The organism is Cryobacterium sandaracinum (genome assembly GCF_004403415.1).
In the GTDB taxonomy this organism is placed as follows: Bacteria; Actinomycetota; Actinomycetes; order Actinomycetales; family Microbacteriaceae; genus Cryobacterium; species Cryobacterium sandaracinum.
Genome location: NZ_SOGO01000026.1, coordinates 34638 through 57638 on the forward strand (window position 1 = coordinate 34638; position 23001 = coordinate 57638).

Genomic DNA, 23001 nt, shown 5'->3' on the forward strand with positions numbered 1-23001 from the left:
CAAAGTAAACTAAGTGAAGATTGGGTATGGCTCCTCGCGAATCGACCGAATCGACCGCCACGGCCGACCTCATCGACGTGAGCGACCGGCCCGGCGACCGCGACACGCTCCCGGCCCACCAGCGGCGGGAGCAGATCCAGCGCCTCGTCGGGGAGCGCGGTTTCGTACGAGTGCGCGAGTTGCGCGAGGCGTTCGGAGTGTCCGGCGTCACGGCGCGGGCCGACCTCGACGTGCTTGAGTCCGCCGGGACGGTGCAGCGCGTGCACGGCGGGGCGGTTCCGGCCGCGCCACTCAGCGGCCGCCCGCTGCGGGAGTTCTCCTTCGAGGAGGCCCTCGCGTCATCCGTGCTGCCCAAGCAGCAGATCGGCGTGCTCGCCGCGGCCCTCGTCACGAGCGGGCAGAGCATCCTCCTCGACGTCGGCACGACCACCCTCTCTATCGCCCACGCGCTGCTGGCCCGCACCGATCTGACCGACGTCGTCATCATCACGAACGGGCTCAGCATCGCCCTCGCCCTCGAGCCGGCCATCCCTCGGTTCACCGTGATCGTCACGGGCGGTTCGCTCCGCCCGCTGCAGCACTCCCTGGTCGAGCCACTCGCACGGACGGTGCTCAGCCAGGTTCACGCCGATTTGGCTTTCATCGGCTGCAACGGCGTCGATGCCGGCTACGGGGTCACGAACATCAACCTCCCCGAGGCTGGGGTCAAAACGCTCATGCTGGCCGCCGCGACCCGGGCGGTCGTCGTGGCCGACGCCTCCAAGCTCGGCCAGGTGCACCTCGGGCAGGTCGGCCCGCTGCGCGCGTTCGACACCCTGGTGACGGATGCCGCGGCCGACGAGGTCATGCTGGCGCCCCTCCGCGAGGCCGGCCTGACCGTTCTGCAGCCGGAGTAGGTTGACACTATGCGCGCTGCAACGGGTTTCCAGTATGAGTTGAGGGTAGCCACGCCGAGTGGGCCTGCGCTGGCGATCGTCACCGAGGTGGCCGCCGGCCTCCGGCTGTATTCCGTGGACGGCATAGACCTCGTCGAGCCGTTCGCGCCCGAGGCCACCCCACCGTGGGGCGCCGGCATCGTGCTGATGCCGTGGCCCAACCGCATCCGGGACGGCCTCTGGCGGCACCAGGGCGTCGTGCAGCGCCTGCCGCTCACCGAGCCGGAACAGCAAAACGCGATCCACGGCCTGCTTCGGTATTCGTCCTATCGCATGCTCGACCGCAGCCCGAGTTCGGTCACTCTGGCCGCCACGGTCTTTCCGCAGGCCGGATACCCGTTCCTGCTCGACACGACCGTGCGGTATGCGCTCACCGACAACGGTCTTGCGGTCACCCACACGGTGCGGAACGTAGGCCGGGACGCGGCCCCGGTAGCGCTCGGCGCGCATCCGTACCCGAAGATCGGCGGCGTTCCCACCGAGGACCTCGTGCTCACGATCGCGGCGCGCACCCATATCGACGTCGACGACCGGCAAAACCCCGTCGGGGAATCTTCCGTCGTCGGCACCAGGTTCGACCTGCGCACGGGGTGCCGGGTGGGCGACGTCGATCTCGACGACGGCTTCGGCGGGGTGGGGCCTGAGGCTCCCGAGGTGCGGTCCGACGTGACCGGCGAGGAGTCCGGCACCGCCAGCGTGGCCTCCTTGACCGCGCCTGACGGCCGCAGCGTCACGATCTGGGGCGACCGGAACGTCCGCAACGTTCAGGTCTTCACGCCGCGCAACTTCCCCTTCCCGGGGCCGGGCGGCCCGTTCCTGGGCCTGGCGGTGGCGATCGAGCCGATGACGGCCCCTGCGAATGCCTTCAATTCGGGCGCGGGGCTGCGCTGGGTCGAACCAGGGGAGTCTTGGTCTGTGCGCTGGGGCATCCGCCACCAGGGATTCCGCCTCTGACCCGGCATCACCGCGCCCATCACGGTCCGACGGGCAGAGAGACGGGGTGTCCGCCTCGCGGCGGTCACCCCGTTTCACGGCTTGCCGGCTACGAGAGGACGTCCTTGACCAGGGCCTCGTTCTCGGTGTGCGACCAGAGCGAGTGCAGGTAGCCGACGAGCAGGAGCACGAAGGGCAGGGACACGAGCACCCAGCCGATCGGGCTCAGGCACCACGATGACATCGTCGGGTCCACGCCCTCGGCCACCGTGCCGGCGAGGAGCCCGAAGCGGCTCATCAGCAGGTACTCGCCGAGGATCAGACCGATGGTGGCCAGCACCGGGGCGATGATGGTCTGGACCACGTTCTCGCTGCCCGCATTGCGGTGGAAGAACGCGATCACGGCGATGCAGACGAGGATCTCGATCAGCACGATCGCCACCACGGCGAGACCGCTGAACCAGTAGAACATGTTGAGCACCGGGTCGAGCCGGAAGACGGCGAAGGTGACGATGACGAGATCCGTGAGGACCGACGTGGCGAGGGAGGCGGTGCTCGGGGCGCCGCGACCGTTGACGTGGCTGAGCGGCGCGGGCAGCGCGCCGCCGCGGCCGAGGGCGAAGAGGTACCGGCTGGCCGCGTTCTGAAAGGCCAGCGGTCCGGCGAACAGGCTCGAGATCACCAGGACGCCCATCACGGTGGCCATCCACGGTGCCACGTACTGGGTCGCGAGGGAGAAGAGCACCGCGGCCGGGTCGGCCAGGGGAACCCCGTCGAGACTCGACAGCTCCACGGTCTTCTCGACGACCGAGGATGCACCCATTCCCGTGACCATGGCGAACGCCGTCAGGGCGAACAGCGCCGTGATCACTCCGACCGCCAGGTAGGTGGCGCGGGGGACCACCGTCTTCGGGTCCTTGGATTCCTCGCCGTAGATTGCGGTGGCCTCGAAGCTGATGAAGGACGCGAACGCGAAGGCGAACGCGATGCCCGCCGAGCCGGCCAGCCCGCCGGCGAGGATCGCGGCCGGGTTGAACGAGGCCCAGAAGTTCAGGCCCTCCGGCCCGCCGTCGGCCAGGATGGCGACCGAGGTGACGACCAGTGCCAGGAGTTCGAGCAGCATCAGCACGCCGAGCACCTTGGCGCCGACGTCCACGCTCACCAGGGGAGCAGGCCGACCTGGGCGCCGAGCAGTCCGCCGAAGAACCCGTAGATCGCGAGCTGGATGGCGAGGTAGGCGAGGATCGAGACGAAGGCCGACGCGCTGCCGAGCTGGTGGCCGAGGCCTCGGCCGATATAGGCGAAGAAGGCTCCGGCATTGGTGACGCGCTGGCTCATCGCGGCATAGCCGACGCTGAACAGCAGCAGGGTGACGCCCACCACGAGGTAGGCGCCCGGGGCGGCCGCGCCGTTACCGAGAACGATCGCGACCGGGACCGCACCGGTCATGCCCACGAGCGGTGCGGCCACCGCGACCACGAAGAAGACGATGCCGATCACACCGAGGCGTCCCGTGCGTAGGGTGGTCTGGGAGTCGGACTGAGGGGTACTGCGAGTGGTCGTCATGGGTTTACTCCTCATTGAGTTGACGAGTGAGTGAGTTGACGAGTGAGTGAGTTGACGAGTGCGTGAGTTGACGAGTGCGTGAGTCGACGAGTGCGTGAAAACGAACGGATGCCGCGAAAAACCCGTGCGGCTAGCTGCGGTAGTGCATCCAGACGCCCTTGACCTGCGTGTACGCGTCGATCGAATCCGGACCCATCTCGTTGCCCCAGCCGCTGGTCTCGAACCCGCCCCACGGCGCGGCCATATCCGGCACCGGTGGCATGTTCACGAAGATCGCACCGGCACGGATGCCGTTGGCCAGGCGGTGTGCCTTCTCGAGGTCCTTCGTCCAGAACGTGGCGGCGTGCCCATAGTCGGTGTCGTTGGCCCGGTTGATGAGCTCCTGCAGGTCGTCGTCATCGTCGTAGGACATGATCGAGAGCACCGGCCCGAAGACCTCGTCGGTCGCGATGGCCATGTCGTCGCGCACACCGGCGAACACCGTCGGCTGGAAGAAGGAGCCGACCTCGCCGGCCCGGGCGCCACCGGTCACGAGTTCCGCGCCCTCGGCACGGCCGACCGTGACCATCCGTTCGACGTGGTCGAGGTGTCTTTGAGAGACCAGAGGACCCAGCTGGGTGCTGGGGTCCATCCCGGCGCCAAGCTTCATGCCGGAGACCCCGGCCGCCATTTTCTCAACGAATTCGGCCTCGCGCTTCTTGTTGACATAGAACCGCGTGTAGGCCGCGCAGACCTGCCCGGAATTGAGCGTGACGCCCGCCAGGTTGCCGCCGAAGGCCGCGTCGATGTCGGCGTCCGCAGTTATGATGAAGGGGGCCTTGCCCCCGAGTTCGAGGGTGATCCTCTTGAGGTTCGAGGCGGCGGAGCCGGCCTGCCTACATCGAAGCCGACCGCGACATCGACGGCCAGGACATCGTGCTCTGGCACACGTTCGGCCTCACCCACTATTCGCGCATCGAGGACTGGCCGATCATGCCCGTGGACACCGCTGGTTTCAAGCTGAAGATCGATGGCTTCTTCGACCGCAGCCCGGTGCTCGATGTGCCGCCGTCGACGCCCGTCGAAGAGGGACACTGCCACTGCTGAGTATGCAGCGCGCCGGGGTCGAGGGAAGACGGGTTTCCCTCCCCGGCCCCGATCCGGCAGTCTGGGAGGATGGCCGAGAAGATGAGGCAGAAAGACCAGACCGAGACCGGTCCACGTGCAGCACGGGCGGCAGCCGCCGCCCGGCCGCCGCTGAGCCTGCCGGACGCCGTGCGCCTGACGGCCCTGATCCGCATGAAGCGGCTCGCCATCGGCCTGCTCCTCCTGATGGCGGTAGTGTTCGCCACCTCGTTCGCGCTGCAGGAGAGCTACCCGTGGCTGCAGTACGTGCGCGCCGCGGCCGAGGGCGGCATGGTCGGCGCCGTAGCGGACTGGTTCGCCGTGACGGCCCTGTTCCGGTACCCGCTGGGCCTGCGCATCCCGCACACGAACATCATCGCCAGCCGCAAGGACGAGATCGGGGCCAGCCTGGGTGAATTCGTCGAGACGAATTTCCTCTCCGAGGCGGTCATCCGTGGCAAGCTCGAATCGCTGGGTGCGTCCCGTCGGCTCGGCGCGTGGCTCTCCCAGGAGGAGAACGCGCGTCGGCTCACCGACGAGGTCGCGGTGGCGGGCGCCGGTCTGCTCAACCTGCTCAGCGACGACGCGATCCAGGAGCTGATCGAAACCGTTGCCCGCGAGAACCTGCTGAAGCCGGAGTGGGGTCCGACAATCGGGCACGTGGGGGCGCGGCTGGTCGAGTCGGGGCAGCAGCACGCCGCCGTCGACCTGCTGCTGGAACGGGCCGAGGGCTGGCTGTTGGAGCATCCGGAGGCCTTCGGGCGGGCCGTGTCCCAGCGTCTGCCGACCTGGCTCCCCGGTTTCGTCGACAAGCTGGTCGACGACAAGGCGCACCGGGAGGTGCTCGCCTTCGTGGCCACCGCGCGTGCGGATGCCGCGCATCCGCTCCGCCAGGCCATCGATCGTTACCTCGTCGAGGTGATCGACGACCTGCAGCACGAGCCGGCGATGATCGAACGGGTGGAGGCGCTCAAGCTCGAACTGCTCGACAGTGCCCGGCTGCGCGATTTCGCGAGCAAAACCTGGGAGGCCGTGAAGGTCTCCCTGACGGCGGCGCTGAACGACCCCTCGAGCGGGTTGCGCACGGGCATCCGCTCGACCGTCATGGAGGTCGGCGGGAGACTGTCGACCGACCCGGCCCTCGGCGCCCGCGTCGACCGGTGGCTGGCCGACAGTGCAAGCTACATCGTGCGCCGGTACCGGCACGAGAGCGCCGAGGTGATCACCGAAACCGTCGCGCGGTGGGACGCGGCCGAGACGGCCGAGAAGATCGAACTGCAGATCGGAAAGGACCTCCAGTTCATCCGCATCAACGGCACCGTGGTGGGCGCGCTTGCCGGCCTGGTCATTTTCGCGCTCGCCCAAGCCGTTGTGGCACTGGTGTGACGCGGCCCTGGACCCTCGCCCCGAATGGGGGATACTTGAAACCCGGTCTTGGATACACCCTTGTGTCTTAGCAACAAAGGGGCATCTGTGCGGGAACTCATACGATGGGCGCTGGCTCCCGCCATGCGCACCTGGGCCGCCGCGTCCGAGCGCGGCTTCGGCGATGTCCCCATGCCCACGGATGCTCCGCAAGCGCACTCCGCGGGCATTGATCCCGACCGGATCCTCATCCTCGGTTCGGGGCTGGCGGTCGGCCGCGGGGTCGTGAGCCACAACCTGGCCCTGCCCGGCTCGCTCGCCCGCGCCCTGTCCGCGCAGACCGGCCGCGGGGTCGACGTCGACCTCATCGCGAATCCCCGCATGACCGTCGCTACGGCCCTCCTCGAGCTGACCGGGGTGCGGCTCACCCGTTTCGAAGCGATCGTGCTGGTCCTGGGCGTGAACGAGGCCGTGAACTTGGTCTCCGCCCGGGCCTGGCGGCGCGATCTGGCGAATCTGCTCCGGTTCCTCACGGCGTCATCGCCCCGCAGCACCAGCATCATCGTGGCGGGAATCCAGCCCATCCGGTCGATCCCGGTGTTCGATTCCAGGCTCGGAAATCTGGCTGACCACCACGGCCGGCTCCTGAACCGGGTGACGGTACGACTCGTCGCCGACAGCAGCGACGGGGTCGCGTTCGTACCGTCCAGTGCGGCGCCGACGCCGCCGCCGGGCCGATACCGGTCCACGGATACGTATGCGCACTGGGCCGACGTTCTCGCCTCCCGGATGGCGCCGCTCCTCGGCGCCGACCGGGTCGCGACCCCTGACGCCGAACCGGTGCCCTCCGACGACCAGGCGAGGGCGAAGGAGGCGCGGCGCCAGCTCGCGGTCGACCAGCTCGGGATCGTCGACACCCCGCCCGAGGAGCGCTTCGACCGCATCGCGGCACTGGCGCGGACCCTGTTCGGCACCCAGTCCGCGGCGCTCACGGTGATCGATGGCGATCGCCAGTGGCATAAGGCCCGCATCTGCGTGGCCGATGCCGAGTCGCCGCGGTCCAATTCGTTCTGCGAGGTGACCCTCACGGGCACCGCGGCTATGGTGATACCGGATGCCCTCCTCGACGACCGCTTCCGAGACAATCCACTCGTGGTGGGCGAGCCGAAGATCAGGTTCTACGCCGGATTCCCGATCGAGTCGCCGTCGGGGGAGCTCATCGGGGCTCTCTGCGTGTTCGACTCGGAGCCGAGGGCGGCAGGAACCATCGACCTCGTGCTGTTGCGCGAGTTGGCGCTGATGGTGCAGCGAGAACTCGCAAGCCCGTTCACCGCCGAGTAGCGGACGCGCCCGTAGACGCACCCGTAGACGCACCCCTAGGCGGCGTGGGCGACACCGGCGGGTGCCGATCCGGGCGACAGGCGCGTGCGCGGGGCCGCGCCAATCACGGCGTTGTCCGGAACCCGCAGATCGCGTTCGACGACCGCTCCGGGGCTGAGCCGTGCCCCGCGACCGATCCGCACATAGCTGCCCAGCCGCGCGGCGCTGCCGACGACCGCGTCCGCGCCGACGTGCACGTTCTGGCCGATGAACACGTGAGAACCGATGACCGCGTCCTGGTCGATCCAACTGCCGGGGCCGATCCACGACTCCGCCCCGACCCGCGCGCCGCTCTCCACGTAGGCGGTTCGGGATACGAACGCCTCGGGGTGCACGCGTGCGCTGGGGGACACCAGGCCGCGTCCGTTGGGGTGACGCCGGTACCGGGTGATGATCCCGGTCTTGATTTCAACTTCTTCATTCACTCTGCCCACGGGGCCTCCTTCTCAGGTCGTCGGCATCGGGCATGCCGGCACCATGTCAGAGAAGTATGGAGGAGCTACCCGAACGCCGCCCGAATCATCGCTGGGTGCTCGCCGGGAGTCCGGATTCGATGCTGGGCCCACGCGAGACCCGGGTCTGCACCGACGCTGATCCTGTGAGTGGGCCCCGTCGGGCTCGAACCGACGACCCAAGGATTAAAAGTCCTTTGCTCTACCAACTGAGCTAGAGGCCCGCGGTTAATAATGTACAGGGGATTTCGGATCCGTTTTTCTAGGTACCGTGGGAGAGGGTTTTCTGCAGACGAGACGGATGTGCCCACAGCGAACACGAAACCGAGCCCAGGAGGATGCCATGGCCGAGAATTTCCACAAGCCGACCCAGTTCTCCGGCAGCAAATTCGAGTCCTTCCAGGGGGGCGAAGACCCGGCACTGATCAGCCGGGTGGCGCATGAAACCGCGCACGCGCTTCTGGCCCGCGTGCGCAGCGACCCTGACCCCGACATCGTCGAGCGGCTCGTGACCTACACCGACGAGAACGGCGTCGACGCGGTGGCCGAACTCTGGTCGCGGGCAACGCCGCGCAGCCTGCCCGGGGCGCTCTGGCGGATCTACCTGGTGCGGTTGCTCATCCGCCAGGATCCCGAGGGCACGGCGTTCCTCTACCAGCGCGGAACCGAAGTCACGGTGGCGATCGACCCGGTCATTGCCGGGGCCGCGGTGCCCACGGGCACGGCGGAGATCATCGTCCTGGCCGACCAGATCCTGCGGGGGATCTTCACCGGGGATTTCGCCGTGGCACTCGACCGCGCGGCGGCGTTCTGCCGCGTCATCTCCGTCGGCTGCACCAGCGTCGCGGACGACCTGGAGACGACCGAACCGCTCCGGTCCACCGAACTGACCACCCGTGCCCTCCGGTTCTCCACCACCGCCCAGGAATTCGGCTCCTGCGCCCGGCTCTGGCGCAGTGACTCGCTGGACTGACCTGTCTAACTGATCGGCCGCGAGCCGTCCCGCCGGGTGCGCGATCCGCATCCGGGTCGTTTACACTGGAGTCTGGTCGGGCCGCAGTAACCCCGGGCTCCAATATTCGCCGCTGTGAGCGGCCTCGCGCCGAGAGGCGTTCTGCGGTCCGGCCTTCACTCCTCCTCTGCCTGGCGTGACACACCAATCCGATTCGGTCTCCGCGCCGAACCATGGACGTGGACAAGACCTGAGATGCTTGTTCTCATGAGTGCTGAATTCAACGTCAACCGGGAGGGGACTGTTCCTGTCTCCCATGAGGAATTGCTGGGCCGGGTGGCGCAGGGAGATGAAGGAGCATTTGGAGAGCTGTATGACCGGATGGCCTCGCGTGTTCTCGGTCTCGTTCGACGTCTTCTGGTTGACCCCTCGCAGTCGGAGGAAGTGACGCAGGAGATCTTCCTGGAGATCTGGCAGACGGCGACGAGGTACGAGGCCCAGCGCGGCGGGGCGGCGACCTGGATCCTGACCATGGCGCACCGCCGCGCGATCGACCGAATTCGGTCGTCGCAGGCCAGCCGCGACCGGGATATCAAAATCGGCATCCGTGATCTTGCGGTTGCCTACGACGAGGTGTCCGAAACGGTCGGAGTACGAATCGAGCACGAACGAGTGGAAAAGGCGATGTCCAGATTGACGGAACTGCAACGCCAGGCGATCAGCCTCGCCTACTACGGCGGCCTCAGCCAGAGTGAAGTCGCCGAGCGGTTGCAGATCCCTCTCGGAACTGTGAAAACGAGGCTGCGCGACGGCATGATCCGCCTGCGCGACGAGTTGGGAGTGGCGTCATGAGCGACAACACCCGGAATGACGACACCCGCAACGCCGCCGGGCAGAACCCGGGCGAGCTCGCCGGCGCCTACGCCCTCCACGCCCTGGGCGCGGAAGAGGCCGCCGTCTATGAGGAGCACCTCAAGGCGTCCGAGCCGGCCCGCATCGAGGCGGCCGAGCTGAGTGACACCGCGGTGGCGCTGGGCCTTGCCGCCACCCCCGTGCAGCCCTCGGCCGGACTCAGGGCCTCCCTGATGGCCAAACTTGCCGCCACGCCGCAGCTCGCGCCCCTGCCGGCCGATCAGACGGCACCGGCCACCCCCGCGCCGCGCGTCGATCCCGCTCCGATCCGAGGCGCCACTGCAGCGGGCAGCGCCTCCGAGCGCGCCCGCCTGCGCTGGTTCCAGCGGCCCGTCGGCGTTCTCGCGGCGGCCGCCGCGGCCGTCGCCCTCTTCGCGGGCGGCACCTTCGTCGGCCAGTCCCTGGAGTCCGACCAATTCGAACAGGACCAGGCGGCCGGTCTCGTGCAAATCACGGCGGCCGCTGACATCCAGCGCGCGTCGGCGACCACCGCCGACGGTCAGGAAGCCACCCTGGTCTGGTCCGAAGAGAGCGGACTCTCAGCGCTCCTGGTCGACGACCTGCCGGACTTGCCGTCCGACCGGGACTACCAGCTCTGGTACATCGGCGGCTCCGGCCCGGTTCCCGCCGGAATCTTCGACTCGTCCGGCACCGGCACCGGCACCGTCTGGCGCGTGCTCGACGGCAGCCTCACCGCCGGCGACACGATCGGCGTCACGGTCGAGCCTAAGGGCGGCTCGGAGCAGCCCACCAGCGACCCGATCCTCGCCATCCAGAGCTCCTGAGCTGCTTGATCTGAGTCGATCCCGACCTGATCCTGACCTGCTCCTGACCCGATCCTCTATGCTCGTCAAATGACTGTTCGGCGAACGACGCTGCCCTTCACCCTGCTCCTCGACCCGGTTCCCGCCGACGCGCCGCAGACGGAATTCGACGACACGTTCCACGAGGTGGACTCGGATGCCCCGGCGTTGCGGGTGGGGGAGTTGAGCGCCCAGCGGGGCGACGGCGTCTTCGAGACACTTGGCGTGGTCGGCGGCCACCCTCAGGCGGTCGGCCCACACCTTGCCCGGCTGGGCACCTCGGCCGCGACCTGTGAGCTGCCCGAGCCGAACACGGCTCAGTGGCTGGCCGCGATCGCGCACGTGGTCGATCGCGTCCCGCACGAGGGCGAAGTTGTGCTCAAACTCGTCTACAGCCGCGGCGTCGACTCCGGCCCGGCACCCACGGCCTGGCTTCACGCGACCCCCGCGCCCGACTTCGCCGTCGTCCGCGAGGACGGCATCCGGGCGGTCACCCTGGACCGCGGCTACCCGCACGGCGTCGCAGAGCAGGCGCCCTGGCTCCTGATGGGCGCGAAGACGCTCAGCTATGCGGTCAACATGGCCGCCCTCAGGGAGGCCCGCCGCCGCGGCGCCGACGACGCGATCTTCCTCACCCACGACGGCTTCGTGCTCGAGGGGCCCACCTCGACCGTGATGCTCTGCAGGGGCGACGTCTACGTCTCTCCCCTGCCGAGCGGAGCAATCCTGCACGGCACCACCCAACAGAGCGCGTTCGAGCACCTTCGGGCGGCAGGGGAGCGCACGGAATACCGCGACATGAGCGTCGACGAGCTACGGTCGGCGGATGCCGTGTGGCTGCTCTCCAGCCTGCGCCTGGCCGTGCACGTGACCGAACTCGATGGCAGACCAATGCCCGTCGACTCCGAGCGCACCCGCACCCTCAACGCCGCCCTGCTCGCCCGCACCGTCTGACGCCCCACCGCAGCGCGTCGCCCCGCAGCCCGCTTGCTAACCAGTTCGACGGAGGTTCTGCTCTAATCGTGCCGTTTCACGCGTAATCGGCGCGTTCAGGGCAGAATCTCCGTCGAATTCGTTCGGGGCGCGGAGCGAGGGCGCACTGCTGTCCGCGCGCCAGGCACGGAACCGGGCTTAGCCGAAGCGGCCGGAGACGTAGTCCTCGGTGGCCTGCTCGCTCGGGTTGGAGAAGATCGTGGTCGTGTCGTCGTACTCGATCAGCTTGCCGGGCTTGCCGGTGCCGGCGATGTTGAAGAATCCGGTGCGGTCGGAGACCCGGGATGCCTGCTGCATGTTGTGAGTGACGATCACAATCGTGTAGTCGGCCTTCATCTCCTCGATCAGGTCCTCGATCGCCAGCGTCGAGATCGGGTCGAGGGCCGAGCACGGCTCGTCCATCAGGATGACGTCGGGGTGCACCGCGATCGCGCGTGCGATGCAGAGGCGCTGCTGCTGCCCTCCGGAGAGGCTCGAGCCGGGCCTGTCGAGGCGATCCTTGACCTCTTTCCAGAGGTTCGCGCCCTGCAGCGACTTCTCGATCAGGTCGTCGGCGTCGGACTTGGCCATCCGGCGGTTGTTGAGCTTCACGCCGGCCAGCACGTTGTCGCCGATCGACATGGTCGGGAACGGGTTCGGGCGCTGGAACACCATGCCCACCTGGCGCCGCACGAGCACCGGGTCGACTCCCTGACCATAGAGGTTGTTGCCGTCGATGAGTACATCGCCCGTGACGTACGCCCCGGGGATGACCTCGTGCATGCGGTTCAGCGTGCGCAGGAACGTGGACTTGCCGCATCCGCTGGGCCCGATCAGGGCCGTCACGGTTCGAGGCTCGATCACCAACGACACGTCTTCGACAGCCAGAAACTTGCTGTAGTAGACGTTGAGGTCGTTGACTTCAATGCGCTTGGACATGCATTCCTTTGGATCAGACGGCCGAGGCCGGGAGGTGGAGCCTAGCGGCCGAGCTTGGGGGAGAAGATTTTGGCGATGACGCGCGCGCCCAGGTTCAATAGCATCACGATCAAGATGAGCGTCAGGGCGCCGGCCCAGGCACGGTCGAGGTAGGACTGGGTGTCTGCGCCCTGGTTGGCGTACTGGGTGTAGACGAACACAGGCAGGGTCATCATGCGCTCGTTGAACAGGTCGTAGTTCATGCTGGCCGTGAACCCGGAGATGATCAGCAGCGGCGCCGTCTCACCGATCACGCGGGAGATCGAGATCATGATCCCGGTCACGATCCCGGCGAGGGATGTCGGCAGCACGACCTTGACGATGGTCAGCCATTTCGGCACACCGAGCGCGTACGCCGCCTCGCGAAGCTCGTTGGGAACAAGCTTGAGCATTTCCTCGCTCGAACGAACGACGACGGGGATCATCAACACTGTGAGGGCGATGGCGCCGCCGAATCCGAAGCGGATGCCGGGGTCGTTGAACAGAAGAGAGAACAGGGCGAACGCGAAGAGTCCCGCGACGATCGACGGGATGCCGGTCATGACGTCGACGAAGAACGTGATCGCCCGAGCCAGCCGACCTCGGCCGTACTCGGTGAGGTAGATCGCTGCCAGGAGGCCGATCGGCACCGAAATGAGCGTGGCCACACCGGTGATCAGCAGCGTGCCGATGACGGCGTGCAAGGCGCCGCCGCCCTCGCCCACGACGTTGCGCTGGGATTGGGTGAAAAAGCTCGGGGTGAGGAACGCCGGCAGTCCGTTGACCAGGGTGGTTATGACGAGCGAGAAGAGCGGCAGAAGGGCGACCGCGAAGGCCACGGTCACGAGGGCGGTGACCAGGCGGTCCTTGGCCTTGCGCACGCCCTCGACGAAGTACGAGAGCAGGTAGATGGCGACGCAGTAGACGACGGTGCCGAAGAAGAGCGTTCCGACGATGTTGAATCCCTCGGCAGCGCCGGAGAGCATCACCACGAAGAAGAACGCGCCTGTGACCAGCCAGCTGGCCAGGAGCACGGCCAGAGAGGTGTGCCGAGGAAGCTTGCCCGCGGTGAGGGAGTTCGTCAGGGGCGCGGCCGTGTTCGAGGTCGTGGTCGTCAGGCTCATCAGTTCGCTCCGGAGAATGCCTTGCGGCGGTTGATGATGACGCGGGCGATCATGTTCACCACGAGCGTGATGACGAAGAGAATGAGACCCGTCGCGAGCAGAATATTGACGCCGACGCCGTGCGCCTCCGGAAAGTTGAGGGCGATGTTCGCGGCGATTGTGGTGGGGTTCTGCGAGGTCAGGAGCTGGAAGATGACGTCCCGGCTCGGTGAGAGCACCATGGCGACGGCCATGGTTTCACCCAGGGCCCGGCCGAGGCCGAGCATCGAGGCGGAGATGATCCCGGCACGGCCGAAGGGCAGCACGGCCATGGCGATCATTTCCCAGCGGGTTGCGCCGAGGGCCAGTGATGCCTCCTCGTATAGCACGGGGGTCTGCAGGAAGATCTCCCGGGACAACGCCGTGATGATCGGCAAGACCATGACAGCCAGCACGATGGCGACCGTGAGCGTCGTGCGCCCGGTGCCGGAAACCGGGCCGGCAAAGAGGGGGATCCAGCCGAACCACTCGACCAGGTTCGTGTAGAACGGCTGCACGAGCGGCGCGAGCACGCCGATGCCCCACAGCCCGAAGACGACGGAGGGCACGGCGGCGAGAAGGTCGATCAGGTAGCCCAGGCCCTGCGCGAGCTTGCGGGGGGCATAGTGCGAGATGAAGAGCGCGATGCCGATGGCGACGGGCACGGCCATGATCAGCGCGAGGAACGCCGCCCAGAGTGTGCCGAACGCGAGCGGCCAGACATACGACCAGAAGTTGGTGGTGTCGCCCTTGAACTCCTCCGGGTCGGCGAGGAAGGCCGGCAGGCTCTGCACAAGCAGAAAGGCCGCTACGGCGGCGAGAATTGCCAGGATGAGGCTGCCGGCCACAATCGTGCTCGTGGCGAAGATGCGGTCGCCGGGGCGTTCCTTGGCCTTGAGCGAGGGTCGCTCTACTGCGGTCGTCATGCCGGGTATCTCCCTGGGAGGGTTGGGGCAAAAGCTAAGAAAGAGAGGTTCAGGTCACAGGCCACGAACCCCAGTCTGCCCGACCCGGTGCTCGCAAGCCATGCGAGTCCCGGATCGGGCAGCTGAGGAACGGCGAAACAGGAGCTACTTGATGGTCTCGAGAACCGCTGCGACCTTGTCCTGGAGTTCGGTCGTCATCGATGCCGCGCCGGCGGATGCTACCGCTTCGGCCTGGCCCTCGGCGCTGGCCATGTAGCCGACGTAGGCCTTGACGAGCTCAGCCTGGGCGGGGTCGGCGTACTCGGTGCAAACGATCGCGTAGCTGACCAGGACCAGCGGGTACTCGGCCGGGTTGTCGGTCATGCGGTTGAGGTCGAACGCGAGGTCGTTGGCTTCGCGGCCCTCGACGAGAGGAGAACCGTCGACGACGGCGGCGGCGGCTTCGGCGCTGTACGCGACGAACTCGTCGCCGACCTTGAGCTTGGCGACCCCGAGGTCTCCGGCGCGCGACGCGTCGGCGTAGCCGATCGTGCCCACGCCGTTGGTGACGGCGTCGACGACGCCCGAGGTGCCCTGCGCACCCTCACCGGTCTGGAACGGGAAGGTGTCGGAAGCCTTCTCGGTCCACACGTCCGGGGCGTTCTGGCCGAGGTAGTCCGCAAAGTTCTTCGTGGTGCCCGAGTCATCCGAGCGGTGCACGGCGGTGATCGCGGTCGACGGGAGCGAGACGCCCTCGTTCAGTGCGACCAGGGCCGGGTCGTTCCAGGTGGTGATGGCGCCGGAGAAGATCTTGGCCAGCGTGTCGGCGTCGACGTTGAGGTCGTCGACCCCATCGACGTTGAAGATCACGGCAATGGGGGAGATGTAGACGGGCAGGTCGACCGCGGTGGTGTCCGCTGCGCAAGAACCGAAGGTGCCGGCGAGCTCGTCGTCGCTCAGGTAGGAGTCGGAGCCTGCGAAGTCGGAGCCACCGGCGATGAACGCCTCCCGACCTGCGCCGGAACCGGACGGGTCGTAGTTGATGGTGACGTCCGGGTTCGCGGTCTGGAACGCTGAGATCCAGGCTTCCTGGGCTGAGCCCTGGGAGGACGCGCCACCGGCGTTGATCGTGCCGGTGAGGGCGCTGGCGGAGTCGGACTCCGGTGCAGCGCCTTCGTTCGCGGCGCAGGAAGACAGTGCCAGTGCGGCGACGACGGCGATGACCGCGGGTCGGCCAAAACGCATGAAATTCACAGATATCCCTTTCGAGGGTTGACTTCATAACAAGTGACTGCAGGTTCGAGGCCGGTGCTGGCCTCACCGTGACCATATTCCGCCTGGTTAACGACACCCCTGCGAAAAGGTTAACGGAAGGTGAACGCGGCGGGGCAGGCCGAAAGAAGCAGCGGGGCATTCACCGAATACCGTGGTCAAAGGGCAGGCGAGTGTGTTTCGATCGCGACGATTCCCGCGCTCGGATTGTCGGCGGAGAGGTGCACCACCGAGAACGACCCGGTTTCGAGGGCCGCCGCGTCGGAGATGTACGCACCGTGGGTGGTGCCGGTGGCCAGGGCGATCTCGTGCAGGATCTCGGGGAGAACCGGCCCGTGGCTACAGATCACAGCAGTCTTTCGCGACCGCACCCGCTTGCCGATGCCGGAACGGACATCCGCCAGGCCCTGCTCGAACGCGTCCTGGCTGTAGCGTTCGGTGCGCTTGATCTGGATGCCGGTGGCCGCCGCGAGCGGGGCCACGGTGGTCACGCAGCGGGTCGCCGTGCTCGACACGATCCGCAGGGGCTGCCAGGCGGTGATCGTGGGCACGATGGCGGCGGCCTGCTTGACGCCGCGCTCGGTCAGCGGCCGACTGCAGTCGGGGCCGTCCCAGTTGCCGGGCTGCACGGTCTTGCCGTGGCGGAGCGCGATCAGGGCGAAGGTGCGGGTGACACCGGTGTCGACGAGCTTGGCGAACGCGTCGATGATCTCCACGTCGGGCGTGTAACTGAGGTAGGTGCGGGCCTTCTTGATGGTGACCCACTCGATCGCCGCGACCTCGCCGTTGGGCACGAAGGTCGAGTGCTGGATGGCCGCGGGCGTGATCTCTGCGGCCCAGTAGTGAACGATCTTCTCGCGGCCGTTGAGCAGCGAGTAGGCGGAGATTCCCAGTGGCACGCCGAGGGCCACGGCCAGGCCGGTCTCCTCCCCGATCTCGCGCACGGCCGTCTGCGGCAGGGTCTCGCCTGGGTCGACCTTCCCTTTGGGAATGGTCACGTCGCCGTACACGGTGCGATGGATCAGGAGAACGTGGATCTTGCCGTCGATCAGGCGCCAGCAGACGGCGCCCGCAGCGTAGATGGCAAGGTCGCTCATCGGCGCCCCGCCGGGCGCTTGCGGAGGGAGATTTGTTGCATGAGCCTGTTTTGCATGTCGTCGAGCGGATGGCCGGAGCCGTCCAGGTGGTGGCGCGTCCATTCGCCCGAGCTGTCCAGCCACCACGATGAGGTTCGGTCGTCCATGGCCCGGGTGAAGAGGGCGTCGATTTCGGTCAGGTGGTCAGGGTCGACGAGGCGCACCAGCGCCTCGACCCGGCGGTCGAGGTTGCGGTGCATCATGTCGGCGCTGCCGATGTAGACCTGCGGGTCACCGTTGGTGTGGAACGAGAAGATCCGGGAGTGCTCCAGGTATCGCCCGAGAATCGAGCGCACCTTGATGGTCTCGCTCATCCCGGGGACCCCGGGCTTCAGGCTGCAGATGCCGCGCACCCAGATCTCGATCGGCACGCGCGCCTGGCTGGCCCGATACAGTGCGTCGATGATGGCCTCGTCGACCATGGAGTTCACCTTGATCCGGATGCCCGACGGCTTGCCGGCCTGGGCGGCCGCGGTTTCCGTCGCGATGCTCTTGAGCAGGGCGCGGCGCAGGTGCAGCGGCGCCACCAGCAGGCGCTTGAACTTCTTCTCGATCGCGTAGCCGGAGAGTTCGTTGAACAGACGGGTGAGGTCCTTGCCCACCTGCGGGTCCGCGGTCAGGAGCCCGAGGTCTTCGTAGAGACGGCTGGTCTTGGGGTTGTAGTTGCCGGTGCCGATGTGGCTGTAGTGGCGCAAAACGCCGTCTTCGTTCCGCACCACGAGCGCGAGTTTGCAGTGCGTCTTCAGGCCCACGAGGCCGTAGACCACGTGCACGCCGGCCTTCTCGAGCTTGCGGGCCCAGGTGATGTTGGCCTGTTCGTCGAAGCGGGCCTTGATCTCCACCAGGGCGAGCACCTGCTTGCCCGACTCGGCGGCTGCGATCAGCGCCTCGACGATGGGGCTGTCGCCCGAGGTACGGTACAGGGTCTGCTTGATGGCGAGCACGTCCGGGTCGGCCGCGGCCTGCTCGAGGAACGCTTGCACGCTGGTCGCGAACGACTCGTACGGGTGGTGCAGCAGGATGTCCCGGCGCGAGATGGCGCTGAAGATGTCCGGTTCCGCGTTCGGTTCCGGGGCGAGCAGCTGAACGGCCGTCGTCGGCACGTGCTTCACATAGCGCAGGTCCGGGCGGTCGATCCGCAGGTCGAACAGGCCGCCCAGGTCGAGCGGGGCCGGCAGGCGGTACACCTCCTGATCGGTGACGTCCAGCTCGCGCACGAGCAGGCCGAGGGTGACCTCGTCCATGTCTTCGGTGATCTCGAGACGGATGGGCGGGCCGAACCGGCGGCGCAGCAGCTCCTTCTCGAGGGCCTTGATCAGATTCTCGGTCTCGTCCTCTTCGATCTCGACGTCTTCGTTGCGGGTGACCCGGAAGACGTGGTGCTCGAGGATGTCCATGCCCGGGAACAGATCTCCGAGATGGTTCGCGATCAGGTCCTCGAGCGTGATGAAGCGTACGCTGTCTGCCTTCTCGCGTCGGTCCACGCGCACGAAGCGGGGGAGCATGGTGGGCACCTTGAGCCGGGCGAACTCCTGCTTGCCGGTTTTGGAGTTGCGAACCCGGACCGCGAGGTTCAGCGAGAGCCCGGAGATGTAGGGGAATGGATGCACCGGGTCGACCGCGAGGGGCATCAGCACCGGGAAGATCTGGTTCGAGAAGTAGTCGCGCAGGGAACGGCGGTCGGCATCGTCCAGGGTGTCCCAGTTGACGATGTCGATCCCGGCTTCGGCGAGGGCCGGGCTGACGAGGTCCTGGAAGGCGTGGGCGTGCCGGGCCTGCAGAACGTGGGCCGTGGTGGAGATGTCGGAGAGGGCGTCCTGCGGGGCGCGCCCGATGTTGGTCGGCACGGCCAGCCCGGTGAGGATGCGGCGCTTCAGGCCGGCGACCCGCACCATGAAGAATTCGTCGAGGTTGCTGGCGAAGATGGCCAGGAAGTTCGCCCGTTCCAGAGCCGGGAGATCGGGGTCCTCCGCGAGCTCGAGCACCCGCTGGTTGAAGGCCAGCCAGCTCAGTTCCCGGTCGAGGTAGCGCTCGGTGAGGAGCGCCGGATCGTTCACGCCGATCAGGGGATCGAAATCATCGTCAAAGTCGCTGCCCAGGCCCGAGTCGGTCTGAATGTTATCGCCGTCCATTCAACCATCTTGACACTGTGGACCGCGCGAATGCGACGATCTTGGATGAACACTGGTCAACGCGGGCTGCGGCGGTACTGCACATCGATCGTTCGCTCGGTGAACCCGAGCGAACGATACAGGGCCACCGCGGCGGCGCTGTCGGCCTCCACATACAGGTCCGCGGTACGGCACCCGCGTTCGCGGAGGCGGTCGAGCCCGGCCAGCATGAGGCGGCGGCCGACGCCGCGACCGGCGGCATCCGGGTGCACGCCGACGACGTAGATCTCGCCCACCGGGGAGCCCGACTCGATCTTCAACCAGTTGTAGCCGACCATCGGACCGGTGCCAGTGCCGGCGTCGCGGGCCACCAGGAAATCACCGGCCGAGAACCACGGTTCGGCACAGCGGGCGGCCAGATCGCTCGCGGTCAGAGCCCCCTGCTCCGGGTGCGCGGCGAACACCAGCGCGTTCAGCGCCACCCATTCCGCGTCGTCCGGCCCGGGCCGGAACGCGTCGATCTGGACGGCGGCACGGATGCCGGTGCGGGCAGGGGCTCCGGGCTCGGCCGGCGCGCTGCCGGCTGTCTCCTTCGACAGGTCCAGCCGCAGCTGCAGCAGGGTGCGCTCGGCCGTGAAAGCGAACCGATCGGCGAGCGCCCGGGCAGCGGGGTGGTCGCCGTGCGACCAGATCGTCAGTTCCCCGGGCGCGTCGGCCAGGATTTCGGCCAGGGCGGCCGCGCCGTACCCGTGCCGGCGTCGGGCCGGGTCGACGACGAGGTCGAGTTCGCCGGCGCCGAGGATGCCCGCACCCACGACGACGTTCCCGTCCTTCTCCACGACCAGGAACGGGGCGCGGTGCCCCGCGGCCACGTCGAAAAGGGACTGTTCGTTGAACGGCGCGTAGCCGTCGCCCTGGGTAGCGGTGGCGCTGACCCGGTGGAACTCGGCCGCGAAGGCGGCATCCGTCAGATCAGGCGCAAACCGGATGAATGCCACGGGTGCCGTCCTGTTCCTGCACATTGAAGCGGTAGCCCACGTTGCGCACGGTGCCGATCAGGGATTCCTGGTCGCCGAGCTTGGCCCGCAGTCGCCGCACGTGCACGTCCACCGTGCGGGTGCCGCCGAAGTAGTCGTAGCCCCAGACCTCGCTGAGTAGCTGTTCCCGGGTGAAGACCCGCGACGGATGCGCGGTGAGAAAGCGCAGGAGCTCGAATTCCTTGTAGGTGAGGTCCAGCGGCCGGCCGTGCACCTTGGCGGAATAGCTGGCCTCGTCGATGATGACCCCGGCGGCGCGGATGGTGGCGGATTCCTCCGTGCGGGGCACGCGCCCGACGGCGAGGCGGATGCGCGCATCCACCTCGGCCGGCCCGGCCGTCTCGAGGATGACGTCGTCGACGCCCCAGTCCGGGCTCACCGCGGCCAGGCCGCCCTCCGTGATCACGAGCAGCAGCGGAACGGTGTTTCCCGTGGTGCGCAGAATCTGGCAGAGCGACTTGGCCGCCATCAGATTGGAGCGGGCATCGACGAGCATGAGGTCGGCGTCGGGCGCCGTCACGAGCTGGTCCGGCTGGGCGGGGATGGTGCGCGTGCCGTGTGACAGCAGGGCGAGGGCGGGAAGAACGTCACTGTTGACCGCCGAGGTCAGGATCAACAACTGGGCCACACTCACCCTCCAAGGATTGTGCGCCCCATCCTAGCGTGCCGCGGAAAGGGTCCCGGGCAGGGCAGAATGAGAGGGTGAGCTGGCAGTGGAAGAGCGTCGTCGTGGTGTGGTTGTTCGCGTTCGCGTGCGCCGTGCTGGCCGGATGGCTGTCCCTGCCCGGCCAGCATCTGATCTGGATGAGCCTCTCCTTCGCCGGCTGCACGATCGGAACCCTGAGCGTACAGCTCGCGACCGGACGCAAGGAAGGTTACGTGGACCGGGTGACGACCAGCCTGGTCGGTGCCGTGGCCGTGCTCGCCGCCGCCACCGGAATCTTCGCTCTCGCCGGGCTCCTCTGACTCTGATCTGAGTCAGCCCGTGCTCGTGTGGTTCTGCTGAGGCGTGCCGAGGGGTTATCGCGCGCGAGCGGGCTAGAGTAAGACGTATGTCTATCCTCGCTATCGAAATCTTCTTCCTGGGGCTGCTCGCGCTGGCGAGCCTGTCGATCGCCTGGGTGTCCGGCTTGGTTCTGTTCAAGCTGTACCGGGGGCAGCGGTAGCCCTCGATGTTTGAGCTGCCCCCTCAGCTCCCCTCCGAACTGGTGCCGCTGTCGTGGCTCCTCGGGGTGTGGGAAGGTTCGGGAATCATCGACTATCAGATCGGCGAAGAGTCCGTCAGCCGGGAGTTCGGTCACCGGTTGAGCTTCAGCCACGACGGCCTGCCGCACCTGAATTACAGCTCCTACACCTGGCTCGAGCCGACGCCCGACTCCGACGGCGGTGAGTCGACGCCGCTGATGACGGAAACCGGGTACTGGCGGCTAAGCCGTGCCCAAGGGCTCGGCGATCCCGGTCCGGGTCTGCTGCCGGCCGTGGGTGAGCATCCGTTCGTCACCGCTGCGGCGGTCGAATCCCTCCGCAACGCCGACAACGGCTTCGATATCGACGTGACCATCGTGCACCCCGGCGGAGTCGCGGAAATCTACCTCGGCCAGGTCAAGGGTCCGCGCATCGACCTGGCGACGGATGCCGTGATGCGCACCCAGGGTGCCAAACCCTACTCGGCGGCGACGAGGCTCTATGGTCTGGTCGACGGCCATCTGCTCTGGGCCTGGGACATGGCCGCCTTAGGTCAGAGCCTGCGCACCCACGCGTCCGGCCGCCTCAAGCGCGTCGAATAAACCGGGCATCCCTGCGCGTCACATCCAGGCGCCCCGGCGCCGAACCGTCCGTTGGAAAGAGTTCCCATGACCGATGCACCCGTGTCCCCTCTCCCGTCCTTTCTCCCGTCCTCGCCGCTCAGATCCCCGCTGCTCGAACTCGACGGCGCGGTGCAGGCCGAGGGCATCGACGCCGGCGTGGCCGCGCACTACGGCGGACCTCTCACGGAGCAGCGCCGGCTCCTCGCCGGCGGAGCCGTCGTCGACCTGTCCCACCACGGCGTGCTGAGCGTCGCCGGACCGGACCGGTTGACCTGGCTCAACTCCATCTCCAGCCAGGAGCTGCGCCGCCTGGCGCCGGGGGAGTCCACCGAGACGCTCCTGCTCGACCCGAACGGCCACGTCGAATACGCCATGGCGGTCATCGACGACGGGGTGGAGACCTGGCTGCTGGTCGAGGCAGCCCAACTGCCCGGCTTGCACGCGTGGCTCGACACGATGCGCTTCACACTGCGGGTGCAGGTCGTCGACCACACTCTCGCCTACGCCGTGATCGGGTCGATGGGTGACCCGTCGGTGTTGCCGCTCACACCGGCCGCGCCGAGCGGAGTGCCTCTGGTGTGGCACGACCCCTGGACCCAGGTCTCCGCGGGCGGATACCAGTACGCGCCTGGACCGGCGCACCCGGCCGCCGCGTGGCACTGGACCGAGACCCTCGTCCCCCGCGCGTCCCTGCCGGCTCTGCGCGACGCCGTGCGGAACGGAGGGGTCGCCGCGGCCGGCCTTCTCGCCGTCGAGGCCCTCCGGATCGCGGCGTGGCGCCCGCGCCGGGCCACGGAGGTCGACGAGAAGAGCCTGCCGCACGAACTCGACTGGCTGCGCAGCGCCGTGCACCTGAACAAGGGCTGCTACCGCGGCCAGGAGACCGTGGCCAAGGTACACAACCTCGGGCATCCGCCCCGCCGCCTGGTGCTGCTGCACCTGGACGGCTCCGACGCGGTGCTCCCCGTGCACGGGGACGAAGTGCAGGCCGTGAAGCAGCTGGCCGACGGAACCACCGAGCACCGCGGGATCGGCCGGATCACCTCCAGCGCCATCCATTACGAGCTGGGCCCGATCGCGCTCGCCACGGTGAAGCGCACCGTTCCCGCCACGGTCACCCTTTACGTAGCCTCCCAGGACATCCTCGTCGCGGCCGCGCAGGAGGTCATCGTGCCTCAGTCGGCGGGCTCGGTGGCCGATATCCCGCGCCTGCCCCGGCTCGGCATCCGCACGCCCGGCCACTGACGCCGGTCACTGAC

The 23001-nt window shown here is 67.8% G+C and carries 22 protein-coding genes, 1 tRNA gene and 2 pseudogenes; 12 read left to right on the forward strand and 13 right to left on the reverse strand.

Going from position 1 to position 23001, the window contains the following annotated elements; genetic code table 11:
- The first annotated feature begins 26 nt into the window (after window positions 1–26).
- Window positions 27–896, forward strand: a complete 870-nt coding sequence (locus tag E3T25_RS09380; RefSeq protein ID WP_134373859.1) for a DeoR/GlpR family DNA-binding transcription regulator — start codon at window positions 27–29, stop codon at window positions 894–896.
- Between the two features lie 9 nt (window positions 897–905).
- Window positions 906–1889: an aldose 1-epimerase family protein gene (locus E3T25_RS09385; RefSeq protein ID WP_134373861.1), complete on the forward strand. Its 984-nt coding sequence runs from the start codon at window positions 906–908 to the stop codon at window positions 1887–1889.
- A gap of 88 nt (window positions 1890–1977) precedes the next feature.
- Here E3T25_RS09385 and E3T25_RS09390 read toward each other — a convergent pair whose 3' ends face one another.
- The 3 genes and pseudogenes from E3T25_RS09390 to E3T25_RS09395 form a co-directional block, all read right to left on the reverse strand.
- The gene (locus tag E3T25_RS09390; RefSeq protein WP_241980767.1) at window positions 1978–3030 is read right to left on the reverse strand and encodes an APC family permease; all 1053 of its coding nucleotides are present in this window, start codon (window positions 3028–3030) and stop codon (window positions 1978–1980) included.
- A complete protein-coding gene (locus E3T25_RS17460) occupies window positions 3027–3434 on the reverse strand; it encodes an APC family permease (protein ID WP_241980768.1) in 408 nt (135 codons plus the stop codon). The genes E3T25_RS09390 and E3T25_RS17460 overlap by 4 nt, the downstream gene beginning before the upstream one ends.
- A 130-nt stretch (window positions 3435–3564) precedes the next feature.
- Window positions 3565–4287: pseudogene (locus tag E3T25_RS09395) on the reverse strand (aldehyde dehydrogenase family protein); the annotation flags it as partial.
- Between the two features lie 17 nt (window positions 4288–4304).
- Here E3T25_RS09395 and E3T25_RS09400 point away from each other — a divergent pair.
- The 3 genes and pseudogenes from E3T25_RS09400 to E3T25_RS09410 form a co-directional block, all read left to right on the forward strand.
- Window positions 4305–4520: pseudogene (locus E3T25_RS09400) on the forward strand (copper amine oxidase); the annotation flags it as partial.
- An 81-nt stretch (window positions 4521–4601) separates the two neighbouring features.
- Window positions 4602–5924 carry a DUF445 domain-containing protein gene (locus tag E3T25_RS09405; RefSeq protein ID WP_134373863.1) on the forward strand — a complete coding sequence of 441 codons (1323 nt, stop codon included), beginning with the start codon at window positions 4602–4604 and terminating at the stop codon, window positions 5922–5924.
- 123 nt (window positions 5925–6047) lie between these two features.
- Window positions 6048–7244: a GAF domain-containing protein gene (locus E3T25_RS09410; protein WP_134511195.1), complete on the forward strand. Its 1197-nt coding sequence runs from the start codon at window positions 6048–6050 to the stop codon at window positions 7242–7244.
- Window positions 7245–7279: 35 nt separating this feature from the next.
- On the opposite strand, the gene E3T25_RS09415 is transcribed toward E3T25_RS09410, so the two are convergent.
- Window positions 7280–7717, reverse strand: a complete 438-nt coding sequence (locus E3T25_RS09415) for a GlgC family sugar phosphate nucleotidyltransferase (RefSeq protein ID WP_134373867.1) — start codon at window positions 7715–7717, stop codon at window positions 7280–7282.
- A 169-nt stretch (window positions 7718–7886) separates the two neighbouring features.
- Window positions 7887–7959, reverse strand: a tRNA-Lys gene (locus tag E3T25_RS09420).
- Between the two features lie 119 nt (window positions 7960–8078).
- Between E3T25_RS09420 and E3T25_RS09425 the strand changes: the two genes are divergently transcribed.
- From E3T25_RS09425 to E3T25_RS09440, 4 genes are all read left to right on the forward strand, one after another.
- Window positions 8079–8708, forward strand: a complete 630-nt coding sequence (locus E3T25_RS09425; RefSeq protein ID WP_104100162.1) for a DNA-directed RNA polymerase subunit beta — start codon at window positions 8079–8081, stop codon at window positions 8706–8708.
- Between the two features lie 234 nt (window positions 8709–8942).
- Window positions 8943–9539: an ECF RNA polymerase sigma factor SigK gene (gene sigK, locus E3T25_RS09430; protein ID WP_198411460.1), complete on the forward strand. Its 597-nt coding sequence runs from the start codon at window positions 8943–8945 to the stop codon at window positions 9537–9539.
- Entirely contained in the window at window positions 9536–10384 is an 849-nt protein-coding gene (locus E3T25_RS09435) for an anti-sigma factor (protein ID WP_134373869.1), read from the forward strand. The genes sigK and E3T25_RS09435 overlap by 4 nt, the downstream gene beginning before the upstream one ends.
- A 69-nt stretch (window positions 10385–10453) precedes the next feature.
- Entirely contained in the window at window positions 10454–11356 is a 903-nt protein-coding gene (locus E3T25_RS09440; protein ID WP_134373871.1) for an aminodeoxychorismate lyase, read from the forward strand.
- A 177-nt stretch (window positions 11357–11533) separates the two neighbouring features.
- Here the strand turns inward: E3T25_RS09440 and pstB are convergent, their stop codons facing one another.
- From pstB to E3T25_RS09480, 8 genes are all read right to left on the reverse strand, one after another.
- Window positions 11534–12313 (reverse strand): phosphate ABC transporter ATP-binding protein PstB, encoded by a 780-nt coding sequence (gene pstB, locus E3T25_RS09445; protein ID WP_134373873.1) that lies wholly within the window; start codon window positions 12311–12313, stop codon window positions 11534–11536.
- Window positions 12314–12354: 41 nt separating this feature from the next.
- Complete coding sequence (gene pstA / locus E3T25_RS09450; protein WP_134373875.1) at window positions 12355–13455, reverse strand: phosphate ABC transporter permease PstA; 1101 nt, start codon at window positions 13453–13455, stop codon at window positions 12355–12357.
- Window positions 13455–14399 (reverse strand): phosphate ABC transporter permease subunit PstC, encoded by a 945-nt coding sequence (gene pstC, locus E3T25_RS09455; protein WP_104100157.1) that lies wholly within the window; start codon window positions 14397–14399, stop codon window positions 13455–13457. Before pstC ends, pstA begins: the two co-directional genes overlap by 1 nt.
- A gap of 144 nt (window positions 14400–14543) precedes the next feature.
- The gene (pstS, locus tag E3T25_RS09460) at window positions 14544–15632 is read right to left on the reverse strand and encodes a phosphate ABC transporter substrate-binding protein PstS (protein WP_370247629.1); all 1089 of its coding nucleotides are present in this window, start codon (window positions 15630–15632) and stop codon (window positions 14544–14546) included.
- A gap of 176 nt (window positions 15633–15808) precedes the next feature.
- Window positions 15809–16747, reverse strand: a complete 939-nt coding sequence (locus E3T25_RS09465; RefSeq protein ID WP_134373879.1) for an NUDIX hydrolase — start codon at window positions 16745–16747, stop codon at window positions 15809–15811.
- Window positions 16744–18918 carry an RNA degradosome polyphosphate kinase gene (locus E3T25_RS09470; RefSeq protein WP_104100155.1) on the reverse strand — a complete coding sequence of 725 codons (2175 nt, stop codon included), beginning with the start codon at window positions 18916–18918 and terminating at the stop codon, window positions 16744–16746. The genes E3T25_RS09465 and E3T25_RS09470 overlap by 4 nt, the downstream gene beginning before the upstream one ends.
- Window positions 18919–18974: 56 nt before the next feature.
- Window positions 18975–19895: a mycothiol synthase gene (mshD, locus tag E3T25_RS09475; RefSeq protein WP_241980769.1), complete on the reverse strand. Its 921-nt coding sequence runs from the start codon at window positions 19893–19895 to the stop codon at window positions 18975–18977.
- On the reverse strand, window positions 19870–20562 hold the full coding sequence (locus E3T25_RS09480; protein WP_104100153.1) for a response regulator transcription factor: 693 nt from the start codon (window positions 20560–20562) through the stop codon (window positions 19870–19872). The genes mshD and E3T25_RS09480 overlap by 26 nt, the downstream gene beginning before the upstream one ends.
- Window positions 20563–20636: 74 nt before the next feature.
- Between E3T25_RS09480 and E3T25_RS09485 the strand changes: the two genes are divergently transcribed.
- The 3 genes from E3T25_RS09485 (at window position 20637) to ygfZ (ending at window position 22987) form a co-directional block, all read left to right on the forward strand.
- Entirely contained in the window at window positions 20637–20900 is a 264-nt protein-coding gene (locus E3T25_RS09485) for a hypothetical protein (RefSeq protein ID WP_104100152.1), read from the forward strand.
- Window positions 20901–21106: 206 nt separating this feature from the next.
- Complete coding sequence (locus E3T25_RS09490; protein WP_134373883.1) at window positions 21107–21721, forward strand: heme-binding beta-barrel domain-containing protein; 615 nt, start codon at window positions 21107–21109, stop codon at window positions 21719–21721.
- A gap of 66 nt (window positions 21722–21787) precedes the next feature.
- On the forward strand, window positions 21788–22987 hold the full coding sequence (gene ygfZ / locus E3T25_RS09495) for a CAF17-like 4Fe-4S cluster assembly/insertion protein YgfZ (RefSeq protein WP_134373885.1): 1200 nt from the start codon (window positions 21788–21790) through the stop codon (window positions 22985–22987).
- The last annotated feature ends 14 nt before the right edge of the window (window positions 22988–23001 follow it).

What these genes read in the sequence shown, in the direction of transcription:
- sigK (WP_198411460.1), top strand. Translation starts at nt 8,943, where the DNA reads ATGCTTGTTCTCATGAGTGCTGAATTCAACGTCAACCGGGAGGGGACT.
- E3T25_RS09440 (WP_134373871.1), top strand. Translation starts at nt 10,454, where the DNA reads ATGACTGTTCGGCGAACGACGCTGCCCTTCACCCTGCTCCTCGACCCG.
- ygfZ (WP_134373885.1), top strand. Translation starts at nt 21,788, where the DNA reads ATGACCGATGCACCCGTGTCCCCTCTCCCGTCCTTTCTCCCGTCCTCG.
- E3T25_RS09490 (WP_134373883.1), top strand. Translation starts at nt 21,107, where the DNA reads ATGTTTGAGCTGCCCCCTCAGCTCCCCTCCGAACTGGTGCCGCTGTCG.
- E3T25_RS09385 (WP_134373861.1), top strand. Translation starts at nt 906, where the DNA reads ATGCGCGCTGCAACGGGTTTCCAGTATGAGTTGAGGGTAGCCACGCCG.
- E3T25_RS09380 (WP_134373859.1), top strand. Translation starts at nt 27, where the DNA reads ATGGCTCCTCGCGAATCGACCGAATCGACCGCCACGGCCGACCTCATC.
- E3T25_RS09405 (WP_134373863.1), top strand. Translation starts at nt 4,602, where the DNA reads ATGAGGCAGAAAGACCAGACCGAGACCGGTCCACGTGCAGCACGGGCG.
- pstB (WP_134373873.1), bottom strand. Translation starts at nt 12,313, where the DNA reads ATGTCCAAGCGCATTGAAGTCAACGACCTCAACGTCTACTACAGCAAG.
- E3T25_RS09410 (WP_134511195.1), top strand. Translation starts at nt 6,048, where the DNA reads ATGCGCACCTGGGCCGCCGCGTCCGAGCGCGGCTTCGGCGATGTCCCC.
- E3T25_RS17460 (WP_241980768.1), bottom strand. Translation starts at nt 3,434, where the DNA reads ATGACGACCACTCGCAGTACCCCTCAGTCCGACTCCCAGACCACCCTA.
- pstC (WP_104100157.1), bottom strand. Translation starts at nt 14,399, where the DNA reads ATGACGACCGCAGTAGAGCGACCCTCGCTCAAGGCCAAGGAACGCCCC.
- pstA (WP_134373875.1), bottom strand. Translation starts at nt 13,455, where the DNA reads ATGAGCCTGACGACCACGACCTCGAACACGGCCGCGCCCCTGACGAAC.
- E3T25_RS09465 (WP_134373879.1), bottom strand. Translation starts at nt 16,747, where the DNA reads ATGAGCGACCTTGCCATCTACGCTGCGGGCGCCGTCTGCTGGCGCCTG.
- E3T25_RS09470 (WP_104100155.1), bottom strand. Translation starts at nt 18,918, where the DNA reads ATGGACGGCGATAACATTCAGACCGACTCGGGCCTGGGCAGCGACTTT.
- E3T25_RS09425 (WP_104100162.1), top strand. Translation starts at nt 8,079, where the DNA reads ATGGCCGAGAATTTCCACAAGCCGACCCAGTTCTCCGGCAGCAAATTC.
- E3T25_RS09435 (WP_134373869.1), top strand. Translation starts at nt 9,536, where the DNA reads ATGAGCGACAACACCCGGAATGACGACACCCGCAACGCCGCCGGGCAG.